Source organism: Ferruginibacter paludis (genome assembly GCF_030409685.1).
In the GTDB taxonomy this organism is placed as follows: domain Bacteria; phylum Bacteroidota; class Bacteroidia; order Chitinophagales; family Chitinophagaceae; genus Ferruginibacter; species Ferruginibacter paludis.
The window spans coordinates 22,036-43,242 of sequence record NZ_JAUFQJ010000026.1; the positions used below are offsets into that span (position 1 = coordinate 22,036).

The window sequence follows — 21,207 nt, forward strand, 5'->3', positions numbered from 1 at the left end:
AAAACCATGCAATCCTTAAAGGTAAAGGGTTATAACTGAGCTTTATTATTTAGCAACAGCAACTCATTTACCTGTACTTCGCTGACGTACTTTTTAATACCGTCTTTATCAGTGTAACTTCTGTTGATCAGTTTTCCCTCGATCACTACTTCTGTTCCTTTCTGTAAAAATTTTTCTGCTAGGTCAGCCACTTTGCCCCAAGCCACCAAATTGTGCCAGGTTGTTTCTGTTACCTTTTCTCCTTTTGCGTTACGGTAATTTTCGTTGGTGGCGATGCTGAAGCGGGCAAGCTTTTTTCCGCTTTCGGTATTTTTAATTTCAGGAGCGTTACCCAAATTGCCAATCAGTTGAACTTTGTTTTTTAGTGCGTACATGGTTGTAAATTTTAGAATTTTTAAATTTTGTTATTTCAATCAACCGGAAGGCGCCGTACCGATTGACAACACAAAGATGCAGTTGGCTAAAAGCGATAACCGTACTTTAGTCGTTTATAGCTGTATATAACCGTTTGTAAACGCTTGTACTTGTAAAAAACAAATTGTATCTTTTCTTCATGAATCAATACCATGGCTTATGACAACTGATATTGCTGCTAAAAAATGTTTAACCTGTGGAAAGCCTCTGAAAGGCAGAACGGACAAAAAGTTTTGCGATGACTATTGCCGGAACGGATATAATAATCAGCTGAAAGCTACTGATAACAACTACGTGCGCAATATCAACAACGCTTTACGCAAAAACCGGCGCATACTGGAAGCCTTATTGCCCGACAATGAAGAAATGGCGAAGACGACAAAAGATAAATTGTTGCACAAAGAATTTCAGTTTAAATACATCACACACACTTACATAAACAAAAAAGGCAACACCTATTTTTTTTGTTACGAGTTTGGATATTTGCCACTTGAAAATGATTGGTTTTTAATAGTAAGAAGAAGGGAGAATTAAGATAAGGGTTTACCGAAGCAGCAAAATCTCTTCCAGCATAATGCGTTCATTACTTAACCGCGGCACCTTGTTTTGCCCGCCCAATTTGCCCTTACTACGCAACCATTCTGTAAAAATCCCTTTTCGCAAAGCATGTACGATGGGTAAACGCAAAGCAATGTCTTTTTGCCGCTTGGCCTCATAATCGCTGTTGTGATTTTTTAACGCAGCGTCAAGCTCAACAGTAAACTGGTGCAGGTTTGCTGGTTCTTTATCAAATTCAATCAACCACTCATGGGCACCGTTATTGTGTTCACTAAAGTAAACAGGAGCGGCCGTATAATCGTTTACAATCGCATTGGTTTTTTCCGCTGCGATCGCAATCGCTTTATCGCTGTTGTCCACAATTACTTCTTCACCGAAAGCGTTCATGTAATGTTTTAACCGTCCGCTTACTTTTATTTTATATGGGTTGATAGAAGTAAACTGTATTGTATCGCCAATCAGGTATCGCCATAAGCCGCCTGTAGTGCTAATTACCAGCGCATAATTCTTTCCGGGAACAACATTTTTTAATCCGATAGTTTGAGGATTCGGTTTGCCATATTCTTCGACAGGCAAAAACTCGTAAAAAATGCCATGCTCGGTAAACAGCAACATACCATCATCATCCGGCTTTTGCTGACCTGCAAAAAAACCTTCGCTGGCATTGTAAATTTCAAGGTAGTTTACTTTGCCGCCAATGATTTTTTCAAACTGCTCCCGGTAAGGCACAAACGAAACGCCGCCATTGATGTATAACTCCAGGTTGGGCCAAACTTCTTTAATGGTTTGCTTTCCTTTAATTTCCAGTATGCGTTTTAATAGCAGCAAGGTCCAGGTGGGTACGCCGGCAATAGAAGTAACATTTTCATCTGCCGTAACCCTGGCCAGTTTTTCAATTTTGTTTTCCCATTCATCCAATAAGGCAATACTTAATTCTGGCGTACGCAGCCACTGGCCCCAAAAGGGGGAATTTTGCATCAGGATGGCACTTAAATCACCAAACTGTATATCGTCTTTTACTTTGCTGAGTTGATGTGAGCCGCCGATAACAAGCGCTTTTCCTGTTAACAGATCGCTGGAAGGAAAATTTTCATAGTAGGTTGTGATTACGTCTTTGGAACCTTTGAAATGGTTATCTGTTAAGCTTTCTTCACTGATGGGAATGAATTTACTTTTTGCAGAAGTGGTGCCACTGCTTTTGGCAAACCAGTTAACGGGTGTATTCCACAAAACATTTTCTTCCCCGTTCATCATCCGCTCAATGTATGGTTTTACATCGTCGTACTCCTGTATCGGCACATTGCGTTTAAAATCTTTTAATGTAAACAGCCGGGAGAAATTGTATTTTTTTCCAAACTCCGTGTATTGGGCTGCGGTTACCAGTTCCTGTAAAACCTCCCGCTGGCTGGCCACCGGATGGTTACTCCAGTTTTTGATGCGCCAAAAACGCATTCGTGCAAGCCTTGATATCGTAGGAGAAAGGAATTTCATTCCCAGCAAGATAAAAAACTTACACGACTTATAAAAAGTATTAGTCAACAGTTTAATAACCAACAGTAAACAATGAAAAGGCTCTATGGTTATGCATTCAACGGAAAGTGTCAGGCAGTTTTGTTAATTTTGACGAATACGCAATGTATGATCCTTTTGTAAATCAGGGCTTTTAAGAAAGCCAGGTCAATAAAAGCGGGACAATAAACAGTAACGAAATATGAGCAACGACAGAACAGAAATAAATGCATTGGGCGAGTTTGGATTAATAGATCATCTTACTCAAAATAATGAAACAAGAAATGCTTCCACGGTTTTAAGTGTTGGCGATGATGCAGCGGTACTGGATCATTTCGGTAAACAAATTGTGGTAACTACGGATATGCTGATAGAAGGAATTCATTTCGACCTGATGTATACACCCTTAAAGCATTTGGGATATAAATCTGTAGTAGCCAATTTGAGTGATGTGTATGCTATGAATGCAACGCCAACGCAGATAACACTCAGCATTGCATTCAGCAACCGTTTCAGCCTGGAAGCAATGGATGAATTTTACGAAGGCGTTTACGCGGCCTGCGAAAGATATGGTGTAGACCTTGTTGGCGGAGATACAACTTCTTCTCAAAAAGGATTTGTTATTTCTGTTACCGCCATCGGCGAAGTAACCCCTGATACTTTTGTAAAAAGAAGCTCGGCTAAAAAAGGAGATTTGCTTTGCGTGAGTGGTTTTTTAGGAGGCGCATTTTTGGGCCTCACGATATTAGAAAGAGAAAAAAGAATTTTTGCTGAAACCGGCGCCCAGCCCGACCTGGAAAACCAGGCTTACATTGTTGGCCGTTTACTGAAGCCGGAAGCAAGAAAAGATATCGTTGAGTTTTTTGCTGAAAAAGGAATTATGCCAACGGCCATGATTGACGTAAGCGATGGCCTGAGCAGCGAAACGCTTCATATCTGTAAGCAAAGCAATTTGGGCTGTGTTATTTATGAAGATAAAATACCTATACATGAAGATGCCCGCCAGTTTGCTTACACTTTGGAACTGGATCCTACTGCCTGTGCGTTAAGTGGCGGCGAGGATTATGAATTGTTGTTTACGCTTTCTCAAACCGATTATGATAAAATTGTGCTGAATGAGCAAATTAGCGTAATTGGTTACATGACGGAAGCAGAAGAGGGAACCCATATAATAACAAGGGGCGGTAATAAGCACCAGCTGGTTGCACAGGGCTGGAACCATATGAATCAGCCACCGCAATAAATTGACGCGTTTATTGTTATTGAACCGGCGCATGCAGTCAATACTTCACATGATTAAAAAGTTTTTCTTTCCTCTTTTAACCGCTTTTATTTTCTTTACAGGATGTGCTGTAAGCAATAAAAATTATAACCCCAATAAAAAATACACCCGCCAGGAATTACAGGAAGATTACGCTTTGCTTAGAAATATTTTAGAAAAAAAACATCCCGCACTTTATTGGTACACACCAAAAGACAGCATGAATTTTTATTTCGACAGCTGTTACAATGCCATTGCCGATTCAATGACCGAGCTGCAATTCGGCTGGCAGGTACTGGCGCCACTGACGCACAATATTCATTGTGGTCATACCAGTTTTAGTATGAGCAAACATTGGAACAAGTACATCAGTGATAAAATCACGCCATCCTTTCCCCTGTTTTTAAAAGTGATGGGAGATACGATGGTGGTGACCGGAAATTTGAACCACAAGGATTCTGTCATAAAAAAAGGGATGCTGATCAATTCCATCAATGGCATCCGCAATCATGAAATGATCCGGCAGATGTTTCAATACCTTCCATTGGATGGTTATTCAGACAATGTAAATTATGTACGCATCAGCGGTAACTTTCCCTATTACCATCGAAACATATACGGCATTTATAAAAATTATCGTGTTGGATATACAGATAGTTCCGGCGTTGAGAAAACAATTTTGCTGCCGATGTTTAACCCGGTGATTGATACATTTTTCCGGCGCCGGAAACCGCCCATGGAACCCAAGCCACCCCGCAGCCAGTTGAATAAAGAGCGTAGGGAGAGTTACCGGTCTATGGAAATAGACAGTACTATCAATACGGCTGTTATTACATTAAATACGTTCAGCAACGGCGGAGGAAGACACCTGCGTTCATTTATGAGGCGATCGTTTAAAAAAATAAAAAAACAGCAGGTAAAAAATTGTATCCTCGACCTGAGAAGTAATGGTGGCGGGGATATTAACATGTCTGCCCTGCTTACAAAATACTTGCGGAACGCTCCGTTTAAAGTGGTCGATACGGCTTATGCTGTTGCAAAATCTTTTGGCCCGTATTCAAAGTATATTCACCAGGGTTTGCTTAGTAATATTGGTTTATTGTTTATCTCCAAAAAGAAAAAAGATGGTAATATACATTTTGGTTACTGGGAGCGGCATTGGTTTCAGCCCAAAATAAGAAACCATTTTGATGGCCAAACATACGTGCTTATCAATGGCCCCAGTTTTTCAGCCACCACTATATTTTGCAATGCCGTAAAGGGCCAAAGCAATATTACCCTTGCGGGAGAAGAAACAGGCGGAGGGTGGTATGGCAACAGCGGCTTGCTGATTCCGGACATAACCCTGCCGAATACAAAATTAAAAGTGCGGCTTCCTTTTTTTAAAATCGTACAGTTTAACCATACCATAAAAAATGGCCGCGGCGTACCGCCGGATCTTTTCATTGCGCCAACGGTAGACGGTGTTCGAAGATCTGCTGACAGAAAAATGGAAATTGTAAAAAGCCTTATCAAGTCCAGTCAACAAATAAAACAGGAATGAATTTCTTTTAAAAAAGAAATCAGGATAATCTAACGGTTACGGGTAAACGCAGTTTAGTGGATGGTAAAAACATCTGCGTCTTTCCAAAAGGGATATTGAGCTCGTACTTTATCAACATCTTCTTTTTGCAGGGTAATGGTAAATACATCTTCTTCGTCGGCCATATGATAAAGGACCTGTCCCAATGGATCAATCACCAGACTGTTGCCACTGTAGTACACGTTTTTATTATCATTGCCAACGCGGTTTACACCAGCAACAAAACATTGATTTTCTATTGCCCTTGCACAAAGCAACGTTTTCCAGGCATGGCTTCTTCTTTCCGGCCAGTTCGCTACATAAATCAACAGGTCGTATTCACTTTCTGCGCTTGCTGACTGCTGCTGGCGGCTCCACACCGGGAAACGCAAGTCATAGCAAATCTGCAGGTTAATTCTCCAGCCTTTTACCGAAGCAATCAACCTTTTGTTGCCAGCAGTATAATGCTTGTCTTCTTCACCATAACCAAACAAATGCCGCTTATCATAATGGCCCGACTGGCCATTGGGCAACATCCAGATTAAGCGGTTAAAATACAATCCATCCTCTTCTATAATCAGGCTTCCGGTAACAATTATCTTATTGGTTTCTGCTACATCTTTCATCCACGCCACAGTTTCCCCATCCATAGTTTCGGCAAATAATTCAGGCACCATTGTAAAACCGGTGCTGAACATTTCCGGCAGTACAACAATTTCCGTTCTTTGCTCCATGCCCTCAATTTTTTCTTTCAACCGTTGAAGGTTGGCAGCTTTGTTTTCCCAACTAAGATCTGTTTGAATGATAGTAAGTGTAAGAGAAGACATGAAGTGGATTTTTATACAATCAAAATTACAATAAATTAAAACTAAATTATATAATGCTTTCTTGAGGGGTTATAAGAACAGGCAGCGGCCTGTTCTTATAACAAAAAACGCCGTTTATTTCTAAACAGCGTTATACTTATTTAATAAAACAGGTTTATTTATTTCCCGTGCGCTGGGTGCCATATCCTTTTCTGCCACCCCTGTCGCTGGAATGCATACTGCGTCCGCTACGGTTGAAAGGTTTGATTTTGGGACCAGCTACCTGGGGTATAAATGTTGCCGCACTTAAGGGATAAGGATGGCTATCCACTACCGGTAAGTTTTTAGCGATGAGTTTCTGGATATCCTTTAGTTCTGTTTTTTCTTCATGATCGCAAAAAGAAATTGCAATACCTGTATTGCCCGCACGGCCGGTACGTCCTATACGATGCACGTAGGTTTCAGGAACATTGGGTAATTCAAAGTTGATCACATGGGTCAGTTCATCAATATCAATTCCCCTGGCAGCAATGTCTGTTGCCACCAATACGCGAAGATTGCCGCTTTTAAAATTGGTAAGTGCATGCTGGCGGGCGTTCTGTGACTTATTGCCATGTATGGCCGCAGCCGTAATATTTTCTTTTTGCAGTAATTTTACCACTTTATCTGCACCATGTTTGGTACGGGTAAAAACCAAGGCGGTAACAATTGCTTTATCTTTTAAAAGATACAACAACAGTCCCGGCTTGTTGGCCTTGTCAACCAAATACAAACTTTGTTCAATGGCGTCAACCGTAGAAGATACCGGAGTAACTTCAACTTTAGACGGATTGGTGAGCAATACATTCGCCAGCGTTTGAATTTCGGGCGGCATTGTTGCTGAAAAGAAAAGAGTTTGCCTTTTCGCAGGCAATTTTATTATCACTCTTTTTACATCATGGATAAAACCCATGTCAAGCATCCTGTCTGCTTCATCCAGTACAAATATTTTTAAATGCTGCAAGCCAATATAACCCTGGCTCATCAGGTCGAGCAAGCGGCCGGGTGTAGCGATTAAAATATCCACGCCTCTTTGCAGCTGGTTGGTTTGATGCATTTGAGAGACACCGCCAAAAATCACAGTATGTGTTAAGCCGGTATATTTTCCGTATGCAGCAAAGCTTTCACCAATTTGTATAGCCAGTTCTCTTGTAGGCGTTAATATCAGCGTTTTAATATGTTTTGGTCCACGAACGGCCAATTTTTCTTCATGTAAAATCTGCAGAATCGGGATAGCGAATGCGGCAGTTTTGCCGGTGCCGGTTTGTGCGCAACCGAGCAAATCTCTTCTTTCCAGTATCAACGGGATGGATTGCTGCTGGATGGGTGTCGGTGTAGTGTATCCTTCTTCAGCCAATGCTTTAAGGATAGGTTCAATTAATTCTAATTTTCTAAATGCCATTAAATGGTTTTGATTTTTTTGAGGCTGGAAAGACGTTGCATTTTCTGAATCAGCGGAAATTTTTGTACCACCCGGCTTACAACTTGCCGCATTATTAAAGTGGAGTAGGCGGCAAAGATAGGGGTTTTCCCGGTCTTTGGTGCTAAGGATGGTTTATCAGGCTTGCGCATACCGCAGCATGCGGCTTCAAAACAAACTGTTAAACCGGGTAATGATTCGGCTTTCTACTGCCAGTTATTAGGAAAATGGGGACTAAAATTTAATATACTTGCATAGTGTATCGCAATAATAACAGAATGGGTGTTTTAATTTCATTTAAAGGGTGCTATTGCTTACCATCAATGATCAAGGGTGTATTTCCTTTACCCATCACAATTACTTTGGCGTTAGCGCTGAGTGCTAGTTCTTTCATTGCCTTGATTTGTTCATATTGTAATTGCTGGTCAGTAAGGCCGGTGTTGATGATCTTTTGGTAATCGGCAATGCCCTGTGCTTCTACTCTTTTTCTTTCCGCTTCCTGCTTTTCTTTTAGTAAAACAAACTCCATTTTTTTTGCATCCTGCTCTGCATTTATTTTCGATTCAATAGATGCTTTTACTGAGTTGGGTAATGTTATATTTCTTACCAGTAATTGTTCCAGCATCAGCCCTCTTTTTTTAAAATCATCTTCAATGCTTTTATAAATGCGCTGCTGAAATTCATCTCTTTTTGACCCGAATAAATCGACGGCCTGGTAATACACGGCATTGTCGCGGATCTTGGTTCTTGTAATGGGCCGAACAATTTTGTCCCTGTAGTCATCACCAGTCTCTCTCAACAGCCTTGGGCCATCTGCGCCAACAACCCGATACAATACCGTCAAATCAATGGTTACTTCCAACCCGTCACTTGTCAGCACCTTGATAGCATCGTCGCCGGCTTTATTGCCTTCATCGTTCACGCCGCTCATAGTATAGTTCTGTGTTTTTACATCCAGCTTTTTTACATCCAGTAAAGGGTTGATAAAATGCAAACCGCTACCCATGACATCATCCTGAATACTACCAAACAAAATCTTTACACCGATTTCTCCGGCATCTATCTGTTTAACACAGGCAGAGGAGATACCGAGCAAAACAAACACCAGTCCCAATATCCGGCCGGCGCCCGTAAATTTTGCAGCCACCGGGTTGGTTTTTGCCACCACATTGACGGCAATAAAGATGATGAATCCCAAAATGATTAATAGCATGGCTAGTTATTTTACGCAAGGTAAGGTAAAGAACTACACCCAGCCTGAAATTCACCACGGCATCCATTTTGAGGCAATCATTTTTTATCGTTTCTCAAAACGAAAACAGGATCTGCGGCTTTGCAGATCCTGTTATATCAAAAGACTTGATTGAGCGCTTAATTATTCAACATAAGAGGCATCACCAGCATCAGCAGTTCCTCGTTTTCATCTACTTCAGTAGGTTTAATAATACCTGCTTTTGTTGGGGTGCTTAATTCAATAACGATCTCCGGTGTTTCGGCAGCGTTCAGCATTTCAATTAAAAATTTAGCATTGAATGCAATCTGCAAATCTTCGCCATCGTACTGGCAGGCCATCCGCTCATTGCCTTCAAAACTAAAGTCAACATCCTGTGCCGCAAGCTGCAATTCACTGCCGCTGATACTTAACGCAACCTGGTTGGTACTCTTATTACTGAATACACTTACCCTGCGCAGGGCGCTTTGAAAATCACTTTTATTAACAGTTAATTTATAAGGATTGTCAACAGGAATAACCACTTTATAATCGGGGAAACGGGCATCAATCAACCGGCAAACCAGTTCTGTTCCGCCATGCTTTACAAAAAGATGGTTGCTGTTATAAGATAAAGTCAGTTCATCTGCATTATCCGGCAAAGCACTTTTTAAAAGATTCAACGGTTTTTTGGGAACAATAAATGTATCCGTTTTTGGACAACTAACATCACTTCTTTTATATTTCACCAACCGGTGGGCATCAGTTGCTACACAGGTCAATCCTTTCTTATCCAGTTCAAAAAAAACTCCGGTCATGGCGGGTCTCAAATCGTCATTACTTACAGCAAACAAACTTTTGTTGATGGCTGTAACGAGTGCTGTTGAGGTCATGGTAAAAGAGTTGGCATCATCGGCCAAAGGTTCTTTAGGAAAGTTATCGGGGTTTTCGCCCATTACCTTGTACTTACCATTATCACTTGTAATTTCTACGCCAAAGTTTTTATCAATGGTAAAAGTGAGCGGTTGTTCAGCGATATTTTTAAGTGTATCCAGCAATATTTTTGCAGGTATACAAACTCTTCCGCTGTCTTTAGCCTCAATATCCAGGTGTACTTTCATTACTGTTTCCAGGTCGGTGGCTACAACAGTTAGCTGGCTTTTATCGATTTCAAACAAAAAATCTTCCAGAATGGGTAATACGGTGTTGGCATTGATAACACCGCTGATCTGCTGCAGTTGTTTAAGCAAGGCGGAAGAAGAAACAATAAACTTCATAATATATTTTATTAAAAATCAAAGATAAAATAATGACGGTAATGAAACCAAGATATTATTTGTAACCGGTTATTCACACGCGGACGGCTAAAGTAACTAAAAAAGAACAGCAGGTTAGATTTCAAGATTGATTGGGCGTATAATTTTTAAGTACCCGTGATTGTACCGCCAGCTGTTATCAGGTTATGCGACATATGACACACCCCTGCGGATTAGCCGACAGAGTTGACAATGCGCATGGCGATAAAATCAAACGCTTTCTTTTTGACAGCAACATCGGTTTGAAATTTATTATTTTCGGTTAACGAATGACAGATAAAATGCAACAACGCCTAACGCCACAACAGGCATTACCTAAGGCAAAGAATTACTGCGCCTACCAGGAGCGTTGCCACAGCGAAGTGCAGGATAAATTATATGGCTATGGACTGAATAAAAATGAAGTGGAAGAGATTACCATTATACTTATTACGGATAACTATTTAAATGAAGAACGCTTTGCCGTGCATTATACCGGGGGACATTTTCGCACCAAAAACTGGGGCAGGATAAAAATAAAATATGAATTAAAAAAGAAGCAGGTAAGCGCATATTGTATCAAAAAAGCATTGAGTTCTATTGATGAGAATGAATACTTAAAAACCCTGGACAGGCTGGCAGAACTGAAGCTAAAAAGCCTGAAAGGTGAAAAAAACATTTTTATAAAAAAGAAGAAACTGCAGGATCATTTGCTTCAGAAAGGGTACGAAAATGACCTGGTGAGATCAATTGTAAACAAGATCTGAACCAATTGGTTTTCCCATTAAACTATATCAGCAGATAAAATCTTTTAGACGTTTAAAATTTTTTTCTGATCGGGAAAGAAACAGGTTACCGAAAAAAGTTGACAGCAATTGAATAAGCCTGAGCGCAACAGGCCGGGAGCTTGTTTTACTTTGCATAGGATAGGATTGAATTATAAAGATAGCAAATAGGCAAAGCCAAGCCTAGAGTGATTTTGCTTAAATTATAAACCGTAATTTCCGATGTTGTTGAGATGTTTCAAGCTGTAAATTACGAGCGGTGTTTATACAAAAAAGCTCCCTGCTGACTGTAGCAGGAAGCTTTTTGTATGGTATAATTACGCAATTAGATCCAACAGCTAATCATCTGTTTTTTTCTGAATGTAGCCGAAAATACCCTGGCTTTCTTCGTCAGGACCAGCTGTAAAATAAAGCCTGTTAGGATCAATCGTGGTGGCTGTAACCGGGGGAAAAGAAAGCGCCCAGAGACCATCAATTACCAACGGTTCTTTATGAAGCGCCAGTTCACCCATAAACTTGCCATCATTTCTGTATGCGTTGATATGCCCGTTGCCAAAGTTACCCACAAGCAAAACAGTATGTTCCGATGTTTCCAGCTCATCGTCGTCATCTTCAAAAAACCCTGCTGGAGCCTGCGCTATACCCCAGGGTGCATTTAGCTGGCCGCCGGAAACAAACCTTTTTACGAATGAGCCGTCGTTGTTGAAAATACTCACGTAACCGTTGCCCATTCCGGCTTCATCCCGTCCGTTGGATCCTACTTTTGCGTACATCACGTATAATTTGTCGCCTACGTTCTGAATATTAAAAGGAGAATAACCGGCCGGAAGACCCGGGTCGGTAAAGCTCATGGATACAGTATTGAAAGCATTATCAAAAACAGCAATTTTGCCTGCCCTGAAATCAGCAGCGTATAAATAAGTGGCGCCATTACTTGCCGCTATTGCAAGACCAGTATAGGCGGAAGTAGCCACATTGTTTTTGATCAGCATCGCATTATTACCTGCGGCTCCATTCCACCCGGAAAGCACACCATCAACACCAACAAAAAGAAAACGTGCCGGTTGATTATTGGGTGCCGGAAGTACAAAACCGGTACCTCCGTTAAAAACAGTACCAGTCGGGTTGCCACCAGTTTTTCCGCCGGGAGAAGGGATATTTACGGCCGGCCGTACCTGCAAACCTTCGCTGCTATATACCGTACTCACGTGGCCAGCCTGTGCGGCCACCCACGCAACACCCGTAGTGCTCCAGGAAAGCCCCCAGGCATTTAGCAATAAAGGGTCTATTCTCCCGGGGCCATATTCAGCGGAGGAAGCAACCAGGTTGACCTGTGTAAAATTCTTTTTGGATTTTACATGTTTTGAAGAAGCCTCCGAAAGGCCATCCTGCTTTTTTAAATTGTTGGGATTTTTTTGACAGCCGGATGCAACTGCTGCTGCAATAAAAATGACTGCAACACTCTTTACAAATAATGATTGATTGATTGAAAAACGTTTCATACGCAAGTTATTTAATTGTTTAAAAATTGAAATGCTCTTACAAAACATTCAATCGCAAAACAAGCCAATAACGTTGCTTTCTATGCTGGCTTTTATATTGATCAATTTTCCAGTATTGGAGAAGCTATCCCCTGATATGGTATGCCTTTGGCTGAACAAATGCCCTGATACCCTGGTAAGATAAAGTAGCACCTAAACCGGAATGTTTTCTGCCCGACCATGGTAAAGAGGCGCTAACCCTGTCGCAGCAGTTCCAGTACACGCTGCCGGTGTTCATTTGCTGCATGATGTTTTCCGCCCGGTCAAAGCTTTTTGAAAATACTGCTGCGGTAAGCCCGTAGCTGGTATCCTGCATCAACGCAATAGCCTCAGCGTCATCTTTTACTTTTTGTATACCAACCACCGGTCCGAAAGACTCTTCCATCATCACCTTCATGTTGTGATTTACATTCACCAACACTGTCGGTTCAAAATAGTAGCCTTTACGATCCGGTATTTTTCCACCACATACTATTTGGGCACCCAAAATAACGGCATCATCTACCTGGGTTTCCAAAAAGGCTTGCTGTTCTTTTCTGCTCAACGGACCAATATCTGTACCCTTATCCAGCGGATCACCGATTTTTAATTTTTTACACTCTTCAGCGTAGGCGTTTACAAAATCATCGTAAATATTCTCCTGTACATAAATTCTTTCCACGGCGCAGCAGCTTTGACCGCTGTTATAGACAACGCCTTCCAACGCATCTGCCGCAGCTTTTTTAATATTGTCTACATCATCAGCTACATACAAAGGATCTTTTCCGCCGAGCTCCAGCTGGCAGGGAACCATCTTGCCTGCTACCTTTTCAGCAATGTATTTTCCGGTGCGGTAACTGCCGGTGAAAAAATAACCATTCAGCGGCAACAACAGTAACTGCTCACCAACAGAACCTTTGCCTATGGCCATTTGAAAACAATTTTCAGGAACGCCGGCTTTATATAAGAGCGACTGTATGTGCAACCCGGTTAACGTGGCATACTCCGACGGTTTATAAAAAACAGCATTGCCGCTGATGAGCGCCGGAATAAAAACATTTACGCCTACAAGAAAGGGATAATTCCATGCAGATATATTTGCGATCACACCCAGCGGTTCAAATACAATTTTTTCTTTGGTAGCGCCTTCTGTTGTAACCCATTCTTCCGCCAAATATTTGACAGCATTGTCGATAAAATATTTAATACGGCCCCGGGCACCATTCAACTCATTGTAAGATTGTTGCAGCGGCTTGCCCATTTCGCTGGTAAGCGTAGCCGCCAGTTCATCTTTATTTTCATCCAATAAGTCGTAAAATTTTTGAATAGCAGCTATGCGGTCAGTAATATTTATTTTGGACCAGGCCTGCTGTCCTTTTGTCAGTAGATCAAATTTTTCGAGGATAGATTGACTGGTATCTTCTGCAATTTCTGTTATAACGGTTTCTGTTGCCGGGTTGATTACTTTCATGATAGTGTTTTAGTGCTCTTTAATAATTGATAAGCCCTCCTTTCGGGAGGGCTCACCAAGTTATTTATTTTAGCTGAAAAATTGCCTATAAATTATTATTGTAAGGCGTTTTAAACGCTACACTTGTAACTTATTGCACGCCGTTTTTTTTCAACCAACGAAATTAAAATGTGATCGTTTTCTTGGGTTGCTTGTTTTATAGTTTTTTTAAGCTCCGCTAAATCTTCCAAGATATGCCGTTTATTATATGCGTATTCGGAGCGTTGTCATCGTGCCAAACTTCCGGATAAATTCCATTATTATTTAATTCTTTTGAGTCATAATTCATATCAATGCCAGTTTCTGATACTTTACCCAAGAACTCATCAAGCTTAGAAATTGTTGCTATGTCTAAGTATGGAATTAATTTTCCACTTTCATAAAAATCAAATCGGTCTTCAGACGCTAAACTTTTAAATTCCTCTCCCCCAAATGATTGGCTCGGATTGAAAATTTCACTCACAAGTTTTGCAGTTGAAGCATCTTGTCCTTTAGATAAAATAAATTCAAGTCCCATAAAAGAGCCTTGGAATATTGTGTAGCTTTTTGCTGAATCAATATCAAAAGGTCCTTCTTTTATTGATTGCTCTAACTGTCTAAAAATGGCCTGTGAAACTCTGTATAATGTCGCTGATTGACTCATAGACGCAGTTACTTAAAATGACGTGCAACAATCAAGGCCAGCTTATCAGGCAATTTTTTTAATCTCTTTCAAAAAGCGATCGCGGATGTTTTTGGCAGATGGCAATTCACCCAAATGAAATTTATACATCCGCTCAGGATGCCATTGTATTGCCAAAAAAAAAGGTCTGTTTTCTTTCTCCGTCCATTCAACTCCTTCAATAATGCCATCATCAGAGCCGCAGTTAATAGTTAATCCCTCACCGAGTAAATCAATGCACTGGTGGTGGGCGCTATTGGTCATGGTTCTGGTAACGCCGGTAATTTCGCTTAGCAAAGTGCCTTTAACGATATTAATACCGTGCGCTTTATCGTGTTCTTCAAAACGATGAATCGCATTAGAAATTGTGCCAATGTCTTGCCGCAAAGTGCCGCTCTGTATGCAATTGATCAACTGCATACCGCGACAGATGCCCAATAAGGGCAACTGGCATTGCTGGCTTTCGTGAAAAACAGCAATTTCAAACTCATCCCTTTTTTCATGAAAATGTAACGGTGCGTTTGGATAAATAATATTAGGATTATTATAAAACCGGGGGTGCATATCTACTCCGCCGGATAAAACGATGGCATCAAAATCCTTGATAGAACTTAAGTCTGTATGCTGCGGCTGCAGGGTAATTATTTCTATCGGGTCGCTGCCTTTTAACCATTGTACATAGTTGCTATGCTTTTCATCTGACCCGGTATAGGTAACGCCAATTTTTATTGCAGGGTGCATCATTACAAAGCTTCGGTGTACAATTGTTTAAAATCCGCTCTTGAGACGGGCTTAGGGTTATTGGGATGGCAAAAATCTGCCAGCGCTAAATCACTCAATGTTTCGATATGTTCTTCTTTGACTCCAATATCACGCAATCTTACCGGTAAGCCGACCCGTTGGTTTAGTTCAAACAAGTGATTGACTACGGCTTCACCGGTTGTTTTTTCCAGGTCCATGGCCAGCGCCATTCTTTTAAACTCTGTTTCCAGCCCCGGTGCATTAAAACGCATACCGAATGGAAGATTCACAGCATTGGCCAGGCCGTGATGTGTATCAAGCAGGGACGACAATGGATGCGCAAGGGAGTGCACCACGCCCAATCCTTTTTGAAAAGCGACGGCGCCCATCAATGAGGCAATCATCATTTTACTTCTTGATTCCAGGCTGGGTTTGTTTACCGCTTCAGCAATGGATTGGTTGATGAGGAAAATTCCTTCCAGCCCGATACCTGCTGCCATTGGATGAAAATTTTTGGCGATGAATGCCTCCATATTATGTGTCAGTGCATCCATGCCGGTAGCTGCGGTAACAAACGGCGGTAATTCCATTGTAAGCAACGGATCTGCAAAAACTATTTTGGCCATTAATTTGGGAGCAAATAAAATTCTTTTGCGGTGTGTATCATCTTCAGAAATAATGGCGCTTCTGCCTACTTCGCTTCCGGTACCACTAGTTGTGGGCACTGTTATAAAATAGGGAACGTCTTCAGTAACATATTGATCGCCGCCAATCAGGTCATCGTAATCAAATAAATCGCGGTGATGGTTGATGCGCAATACGATGGCCCTGGCCACATCCATTGCTGCACCACCCCCGATGCCGATGATACAATCTCTCCCCGTTTCGTTGTATGCTTCTCCCCCTTTTAATACATCACTCTTAACCGGGTTTTTATGAATATCGGCAAACACTTCTACAGAAATTCCTTTTGCAGCAAGACTATCTTTTATATCTTTAAAAAAGTCCAGACCGCTAACCATTGGGTCGGTAACAAGCAACGGCCTGCTTAAGCCGTTGGTCAATAAATGATCCGGTAATTCTTTGATGGCACCGGCGCCAAAGCGGACAATGGTGGGGAAATTAAATTGTCTTACTACATTAAAATCTGTCATACAAATTATTTTTTTGATAGGAACGCTGATGATACTGATTTGGACGGATCACCGCGGATTTTTTAGTTTTTGAATTTTTCGAAAGCCACGTAAAACCTCAAAGTTAGGAAGTGTACCATAAAGCTGAAAAAGTAAAAGTGTGCGACGCAACTGAAGAGCCACATAGCTGTACTGGCCCGGACAAAAAATCATTTACCACTTCAATTCGAAATGTTTTTATATAATTTCCAGGTACCTTTTCAGTTCCCAGTCGGTGACCACTTTTGAAAATTGTCTCCACTCCCATTCTCTTGTTGCAGTAAAATGCTCCACGAATGTGGCACCAAATAATTCAGCTGCAATGGGTGAAGTTTTCATTGCCTGTGTTGCTTCCCATAAATTCCTGGGCAGCGTACCATTCCTGATGTCTGCGTAACCGTTACCAACTGTTGGCTGCGTTTTTAATTTCAATTTATTGTTAATGCCATACAAACCAGCCGCAAGGCAAGCCGCCATTGCGAGATACGGATTGCTGTCGGAACCAACTACCCTTGTTTCCAGCCGCGTGCTGCTGCTGCTTCCGGGTAAAGCCCTTAAAGCCGTGGTGCGATTGTCGATGGCCCAGGTTAAGGTTGTGGGCGCCCAGGCTCCTTCTACCAAACGCTTATAACTGTTAACTGTAGGCGCAAACATAGGCAGTATAAACGGCAGGCAGGTCAGCTGACCGGCCATATAACTTTCCATTAAACCGCTGATGCCCGTTGTCTTTTTATTATCGTAAAAAAGATTTTGTTTTTTTGCAGTGCTCCACAAACTTTGGTGCACATGCCCGCTGCAACCCGGCAAATTTTCGTTGAACTTAGCCATAAATGTGGCGATTACGCCATGCAGATGGGCTATCTGTTTTACACCACTTTTAAAAAGTACCGCCCTGTCTGCGGCTTCCAGTACTTCTGAATAAGTGATGGCTGCTTCGTATACACCCGGGCCTGTTTCGGTGTGCAGGCCTTCGATGGGAACGCCAAACTTTTTCAACAAATCAAAGAGGTCGTTAAAATAGTCATTTTTTTGTGCCACCCTTTGTAACGAATAACCAAACATGCCAGGCGTCATCGGCCTTGTATCGCGGAATTTTCCGTTATATAATTCTTCTGTATTATCCTGCAGGTTGAACCATTCAAACTCCTGTGAAAAATACGGCGTGTAGCCGTTGCTGTTAGCCTGCCCGATAATTTTCTTTAATAAACTGCGGGGACAAACTTCCAACCCTTTGCCTTTACTATCGCAAAAATCTGCCAGGAAAAAAGGAGTTTCATTATCCCACGGCACCTGGCGAAAAGTATTCAGGTCAACCACTGCGGTTGCATCAGGATAGCCGGAATGCCAGCCGGTATACTGGCTGTTATCGTATGCCACATCTGCCGAATCCCAGCCAAACACCACGTTGCAAAAGCCAAATCCTTTTTCAACAATGCCGCTGAATTTTTCAAAACTCATCAGCTTGCCGCGGAGTATGCCATCCATATCGGTGATGGCGAGTTTTACTTTTTCGGTATTTTGTTCAGCTAACAGCCGCAACACTTTATCTATTAACTGTGGTTGATTGGACATCTGTTTTTCTTTTTACGATAAAATGAAACCAAATATAAGCAAGTGCAAGTATAGCAAAAAAGATCACGGCCAGTTTTATGTTGAGGCTTGTCATGGCTACAAGAGAAATAACAGCAATGATCAGTGCTGTTACAGGAAACCAGGGATACAGGGGAACTTTAAATGGCCTTGGCATTTGGGGCTCTTTTTTACGCAACACCAACACCGCTATCATGGCAAATATATATAACACAATTGCGCCAAAGCAGGCGATAGTAATAATGTCGCCGGTTTTGCCCGTGAACAAGGCAATGATACCGATGGCCATATTCAGCAGCAGCGCATTGACAGGCGTTTTAAATTTGGGATGAATTTTACCAAACACAACAGGGATACATCCGGTTTTACCAAACTCATACGTAGCCCGGCTTGCAGCCAGTATCAATCCATGAAAGGAAGCAACCAGCCCCATTAAACCAATCGTAATCAGTAAATGATATAACCATCCGCTGTTACCGGTAATTTGTCCCAAAGCCAGTGGTAGCGGCGAATCAGAAGCATCTGCTCCGGGAGTTGCATAGACTATTTTTTCCCATCCCCCAACACCAACAGAGGAGATAAATACCAGCGCACACAAAATGATCAGCGTCAATAAAGCAGAACCAAAACCCTTTAATACGTTCTTCTGGGGATTTACTGTTTCTTCCGCCACATTGGCAACGCCTTCCAGCCCGAGAAAAAACCAAACTGCAAAAGGTGTTGCAGCCCAAACACCTTCCCATCCATTAGGGAACGCATTTTGTGTAAGATTGGTCCAGTGAAAATGCGGAAGGGTAACGCCGCTAAATAATACCAGCTCAAAAACTGCAAAGGCGGTAATGATCAGTTCAAAAGTAGTCGCTGCTTTTACACCATACATGTTAAGTCCGGTAAAAATAAAGTAGGCAACTACAGCAATGCCGGTAACAGAAAACTGCGGTAAAAAAATATGAAAATAAGCACCGATGGCCGCAGCGATAGCGGGTGGTGCAAAAACAAATTCTATAATCTGCGCCATGCCGGCTACAAAGCCAATGTCTTTTCCCATCGCCCTGGTAGCATAATCAAATACACCGCCGGCCTTGGGTATGGCACATGCCAGTTCCGTGTAAGAAAAGGTAAATGTAACATACATGATGATGATAAAAAATGTGGCAATGGCCAACCCTAAAGTGCCACCAACCGGTAGCCCGAGATTCCAGCCAAAGTACATCCCGGAGATAACATAACCAACGCCCAATCCCCATAACATTACCGGACCAAGTGTTCTTTTTAATTCCGTTGCAGAGCCCTCATTTGGTGTAATTGGTTGTTGCGTCATTGACTTTTTATTATGCTTAAAGATAAGCATCAAAGGAATACAATAATGATGATAGACGCTACGGATGCGTTACAAATTGTGAGATTGATTAAATAAAAGCGGTCTTACAGGAATTTAAATCGCTTCTGATTATTTATAAAATGTGGTACAATACCAACTTGATCAGAGTGTAAATAGTTGACATCTTTTAGAAAAATGCATTTCAATGATTGCATCAGCCAAGTTCGGCATATGCTGCAGCGGACATATTGTTTTGCAAAAACTTTTGCCAGTCTTCCAGCATCTTGCCTTTCAATACGCGGGGAAATTTGTGTTGTCCGCCTACTTTGCCTTTGGAGTGCATAAACTCCAGAAAAGTATTTTCTGAAAGCACGGTTATCAACACATCTTTCAACGCATGTTTTCTCTCTACCTCATAATCATCATTCAATTCTTTTAGTTTTTCGTCTATGCGTAACCGTAATACATCTTTGTCTATCGCATCATCTGTAGCAACATACCAGTGATGCGCAAAAAATAATTCATGCGGTACACCGGCCACCGTAAATTCGGGAATAGAAATATTCAACTCCTCACTCACCATCTCGATGGCCTTGTTCATATTATCCACACTTAAATGTTCGCCTACCAAACTCAAAAAGTGTTTGGTTCTACCTGTGATGATAATTTCACTTTTTTCTTTATTGATTAATTTTACCGTATCGCCAATGGCATAGCGCCAGGCTCCGGCGTTGGTACTGATTAAGATAGAATAATCTTTGTTTTCTTCAATCTCATGTATCATCAATACTTCCGGATTGTCGACCATGTTTCCTTCACTGTCAAAGTTATTTTCATCAAAAGGCACGAATTCAAAAAAGATATTGTTATTCAATGCAAGGTGCATACCGGTTGAATCCTGCCGGTTTTGATAGGCTAAAAAGCCTTCGCTTGCCAGGTAAGTTTCAATGTAGGTGATGGGTTTGCCCAATAGTTTTACGAAACCTTTTTTGTATGGTTCCATCGCCACGCCGCCATGCACATAAAAGGCAAGGTTGGGCCACACTTCATGGATATTTTTTAACTGGTATCGCTCAATAATTTTTTCCATGCACAACTGCAGCCATGCAGGTACGCCTACTATAAAACCTATATCCCAGTTAGGGGCATTCTCTACTATTTCTTCCAGTTTCTTTTCCCAGTCCTTTTCCCTCGCAATTTTTTTCCCGGGTTTATATAAGCCCAATCCTTGGAACCAGAAAGGAATATTTTTTTGCTGAATACCGCTGAGGTCGCCTGCATAATAGGTGGCTCCTTTTTGTAATTGTGTACTGCCACCCAGTAATAACCAGCCTTTGCCGATGGCACTTTTGGGAACGTCCTGGTATTTGGCTAAGCTCAATAATTGTTTGAAGCTGGTAATGGTATTGCTGCGGATTAAGTCCTTTGTAATAGGAATGTATTTACTCGCAGCTTCGCTGGTACCGCTGCTGAGCGCAAAATATTTTACCACGCCCGGCCAGCAAACATCGGAAGTTCCTTCCACTGCCTTATGCCACCACTCTTTGTATATTTTACTGTAATTATAAGTCGGTACCAGTTGCTGAAATTTTTTACCGCTGTGCCTGCTCATTAAAATTTCATCAAACCTGTATGCCTGCCCAAACTGTGTGAACCTGGCCTTGCGCAACAACTTTTTAAGAACCCGTAATTGCTGACTCCGCGGCGTACTGATGGGCAGGTTGAGCGCCCTTGCAATGCTTGCCGGAAGTTTTAAATCAATAATTGCCATGCATATCGTGCTTGATGATACAACAAATTTACTGTTTACAATTGGCTTACAGGTAATAATTTA

18 protein-coding genes are annotated in these 21,207 nt (G+C 41.7%); 4 read left to right on the top strand and 14 right to left on the bottom strand.

The features are described 5' to 3' along the window. Positions 1-29 precede the first annotated feature (29 nt). Complete coding sequence (locus QWZ08_RS27985; protein ID WP_290341318.1) at positions 30-374, bottom strand: single-stranded DNA-binding protein; 345 nt, start codon at positions 372-374, stop codon at positions 30-32. A 199-nt stretch (positions 375-573) separates the two neighbouring features. On the opposite strand from QWZ08_RS27985, the gene QWZ08_RS27990 reads away from it, so the two are divergent. After that, a complete protein-coding gene (locus QWZ08_RS27990) occupies positions 574-948 on the top strand; it encodes a hypothetical protein (protein ID WP_290341320.1) in 375 nt (124 codons plus the stop codon). 9 nt (positions 949-957) lie between these two features. Here the strand turns inward: QWZ08_RS27990 and QWZ08_RS27995 are convergent, their stop codons facing one another. Beyond that, complete coding sequence (locus QWZ08_RS27995) at positions 958-2,463, bottom strand: GH3 auxin-responsive promoter family protein (RefSeq protein ID WP_290341322.1); 1,506 nt, start codon at positions 2,461-2,463, stop codon at positions 958-960. A gap of 220 nt (positions 2,464-2,683) precedes the next feature. Here QWZ08_RS27995 and thiL point away from each other — a divergent pair, with 220 nt between their 5' ends. Both thiL and QWZ08_RS28005 read left to right on the top strand, forming a co-directional pair. After that, positions 2,684-3,724, top strand: a complete 1,041-nt coding sequence (gene thiL, locus QWZ08_RS28000; protein WP_290341324.1) for a thiamine-phosphate kinase — start codon at positions 2,684-2,686, stop codon at positions 3,722-3,724. Positions 3,725-3,773: 49 nt separating this feature from the next. Further along, on the top strand, positions 3,774-5,285 hold the full coding sequence (locus QWZ08_RS28005) for a S41 family peptidase (RefSeq protein ID WP_290341326.1): 1,512 nt from the start codon (positions 3,774-3,776) through the stop codon (positions 5,283-5,285). A 53-nt stretch (positions 5,286-5,338) separates the two neighbouring features. On the opposite strand, the gene QWZ08_RS28010 is transcribed toward QWZ08_RS28005, so the two are convergent. The 4 genes from QWZ08_RS28010 to dnaN all read right to left on the bottom strand — a co-directional run bounded on the left by QWZ08_RS28010 (position 5,339) and on the right by dnaN (position 10,055). Further along, a complete protein-coding gene (locus tag QWZ08_RS28010) occupies positions 5,339-6,130 on the bottom strand; it encodes an amidohydrolase (RefSeq protein WP_290341328.1) in 792 nt (263 codons plus the stop codon). 154 nt (positions 6,131-6,284) lie between these two features. Continuing rightward, positions 6,285-7,550 (bottom strand): DEAD/DEAH box helicase, encoded by a 1,266-nt coding sequence (locus QWZ08_RS28015; protein WP_290341330.1) that lies wholly within the window; start codon positions 7,548-7,550, stop codon positions 6,285-6,287. Between the two features lie 325 nt (positions 7,551-7,875). Next, entirely contained in the window at positions 7,876-8,781 is a 906-nt protein-coding gene (locus QWZ08_RS28020; protein ID WP_290341332.1) for a prohibitin family protein, read from the bottom strand. Positions 8,782-8,939: 158 nt separating this feature from the next. Beyond that, a complete protein-coding gene (gene dnaN / locus QWZ08_RS28025) occupies positions 8,940-10,055 on the bottom strand; it encodes a DNA polymerase III subunit beta (RefSeq protein ID WP_290341334.1) in 1,116 nt (371 codons plus the stop codon). A gap of 308 nt (positions 10,056-10,363) precedes the next feature. On the opposite strand from dnaN, the gene QWZ08_RS28030 reads away from it, so the two are divergent. Next, the gene (locus QWZ08_RS28030; protein ID WP_290341337.1) at positions 10,364-10,840 is read left to right on the top strand and encodes a regulatory protein RecX; all 477 of its coding nucleotides are present in this window, start codon (positions 10,364-10,366) and stop codon (positions 10,838-10,840) included. Positions 10,841-11,196: 356 nt separating this feature from the next. Here the strand turns inward: QWZ08_RS28030 and QWZ08_RS28035 are convergent, their stop codons facing one another. The 8 genes from QWZ08_RS28035 to QWZ08_RS28070 all read right to left on the bottom strand — a co-directional run bounded on the left by QWZ08_RS28035 (position 11,197) and on the right by QWZ08_RS28070 (position 21,144). Further along, a complete protein-coding gene (locus QWZ08_RS28035) occupies positions 11,197-12,360 on the bottom strand; it encodes a TIGR03118 family protein (RefSeq protein WP_290341339.1) in 1,164 nt (387 codons plus the stop codon). A 124-nt stretch (positions 12,361-12,484) separates the two neighbouring features. After that, positions 12,485-13,849 (bottom strand): aldehyde dehydrogenase family protein, encoded by a 1,365-nt coding sequence (locus tag QWZ08_RS28040; protein WP_290341341.1) that lies wholly within the window; start codon positions 13,847-13,849, stop codon positions 12,485-12,487. Positions 13,850-14,066: 217 nt separating this feature from the next. Next, positions 14,067-14,531 (bottom strand): DUF1877 family protein, encoded by a 465-nt coding sequence (locus tag QWZ08_RS28045; RefSeq protein WP_290341343.1) that lies wholly within the window; start codon positions 14,529-14,531, stop codon positions 14,067-14,069. Positions 14,532-14,576: 45 nt separating this feature from the next. Continuing rightward, complete coding sequence (locus QWZ08_RS28050; RefSeq protein WP_290341345.1) at positions 14,577-15,293, bottom strand: gamma-glutamyl-gamma-aminobutyrate hydrolase family protein; 717 nt, start codon at positions 15,291-15,293, stop codon at positions 14,577-14,579. Then, a complete protein-coding gene (locus QWZ08_RS28055; RefSeq protein ID WP_290341348.1) occupies positions 15,293-16,444 on the bottom strand; it encodes an iron-containing alcohol dehydrogenase in 1,152 nt (383 codons plus the stop codon). Before QWZ08_RS28055 ends, QWZ08_RS28050 begins: the two co-directional genes overlap by 1 nt. 216 nt (positions 16,445-16,660) lie before the next feature. Then, on the bottom strand, positions 16,661-18,034 hold the full coding sequence (locus QWZ08_RS28060; protein ID WP_290341351.1) for a glutamine synthetase family protein: 1,374 nt from the start codon (positions 18,032-18,034) through the stop codon (positions 16,661-16,663). Beyond that, the gene (eat, locus tag QWZ08_RS28065; protein WP_290341353.1) at positions 18,006-19,373 is read right to left on the bottom strand and encodes an ethanolamine permease; all 1,368 of its coding nucleotides are present in this window, start codon (positions 19,371-19,373) and stop codon (positions 18,006-18,008) included. The genes QWZ08_RS28060 and eat overlap by 29 nt, the downstream gene beginning before the upstream one ends. A 214-nt stretch (positions 19,374-19,587) precedes the next feature. After that, a complete protein-coding gene (locus tag QWZ08_RS28070) occupies positions 19,588-21,144 on the bottom strand; it encodes a GH3 family acyl-acid amido synthetase (RefSeq protein WP_290341355.1) in 1,557 nt (518 codons plus the stop codon). Positions 21,145-21,207: the final 63 nt, after the last annotated feature.

Excerpts from the sequence above, each read along its gene's own strand:
- QWZ08_RS28010 (WP_290341328.1), bottom strand. The coding sequence starts at position 6,130 with ATGTCTTCTCTTACACTTACTATCATTCAAACAGATCTTAGTTGGGAA.
- QWZ08_RS28050 (WP_290341345.1), bottom strand. The coding sequence starts at position 15,293 with ATGATGCACCCTGCAATAAAAATTGGCGTTACCTATACCGGGTCAGAT.
- QWZ08_RS28040 (WP_290341341.1), bottom strand. The coding sequence starts at position 13,849 with ATGAAAGTAATCAACCCGGCAACAGAAACCGTTATAACAGAAATTGCA.
- QWZ08_RS27995 (WP_290341322.1), bottom strand. The coding sequence starts at position 2,463 with ATGAAATTCCTTTCTCCTACGATATCAAGGCTTGCACGAATGCGTTTT.
- QWZ08_RS28035 (WP_290341339.1), bottom strand. The coding sequence starts at position 12,360 with ATGAAACGTTTTTCAATCAATCAATCATTATTTGTAAAGAGTGTTGCA.
- QWZ08_RS27990 (WP_290341320.1), top strand. The coding sequence starts at position 574 with ATGACAACTGATATTGCTGCTAAAAAATGTTTAACCTGTGGAAAGCCT.
- eat (WP_290341353.1), bottom strand. The coding sequence starts at position 19,373 with ATGACGCAACAACCAATTACACCAAATGAGGGCTCTGCAACGGAATTA.
- QWZ08_RS28015 (WP_290341330.1), bottom strand. The coding sequence starts at position 7,550 with ATGGCATTTAGAAAATTAGAATTAATTGAACCTATCCTTAAAGCATTG.
- QWZ08_RS28055 (WP_290341348.1), bottom strand. The coding sequence starts at position 16,444 with ATGACAGATTTTAATGTAGTAAGACAATTTAATTTCCCCACCATTGTC.
- QWZ08_RS28070 (WP_290341355.1), bottom strand. The coding sequence starts at position 21,144 with ATGGCAATTATTGATTTAAAACTTCCGGCAAGCATTGCAAGGGCGCTC.
- thiL (WP_290341324.1), top strand. The coding sequence starts at position 2,684 with ATGAGCAACGACAGAACAGAAATAAATGCATTGGGCGAGTTTGGATTA.
- QWZ08_RS28005 (WP_290341326.1), top strand. The coding sequence starts at position 3,774 with ATGATTAAAAAGTTTTTCTTTCCTCTTTTAACCGCTTTTATTTTCTTT.
- QWZ08_RS27985 (WP_290341318.1), bottom strand. The coding sequence starts at position 374 with ATGTACGCACTAAAAAACAAAGTTCAACTGATTGGCAATTTGGGTAAC.
- dnaN (WP_290341334.1), bottom strand. The coding sequence starts at position 10,055 with ATGAAGTTTATTGTTTCTTCTTCCGCCTTGCTTAAACAACTGCAGCAG.
- QWZ08_RS28030 (WP_290341337.1), top strand. The coding sequence starts at position 10,364 with ATGACAGATAAAATGCAACAACGCCTAACGCCACAACAGGCATTACCT.
- QWZ08_RS28020 (WP_290341332.1), bottom strand. The coding sequence starts at position 8,781 with ATGCTATTAATCATTTTGGGATTCATCATCTTTATTGCCGTCAATGTG.
- QWZ08_RS28045 (WP_290341343.1), bottom strand. The coding sequence starts at position 14,531 with ATGAGTCAATCAGCGACATTATACAGAGTTTCACAGGCCATTTTTAGA.
- QWZ08_RS28060 (WP_290341351.1), bottom strand. The coding sequence starts at position 18,034 with ATGTCCAATCAACCACAGTTAATAGATAAAGTGTTGCGGCTGTTAGCT.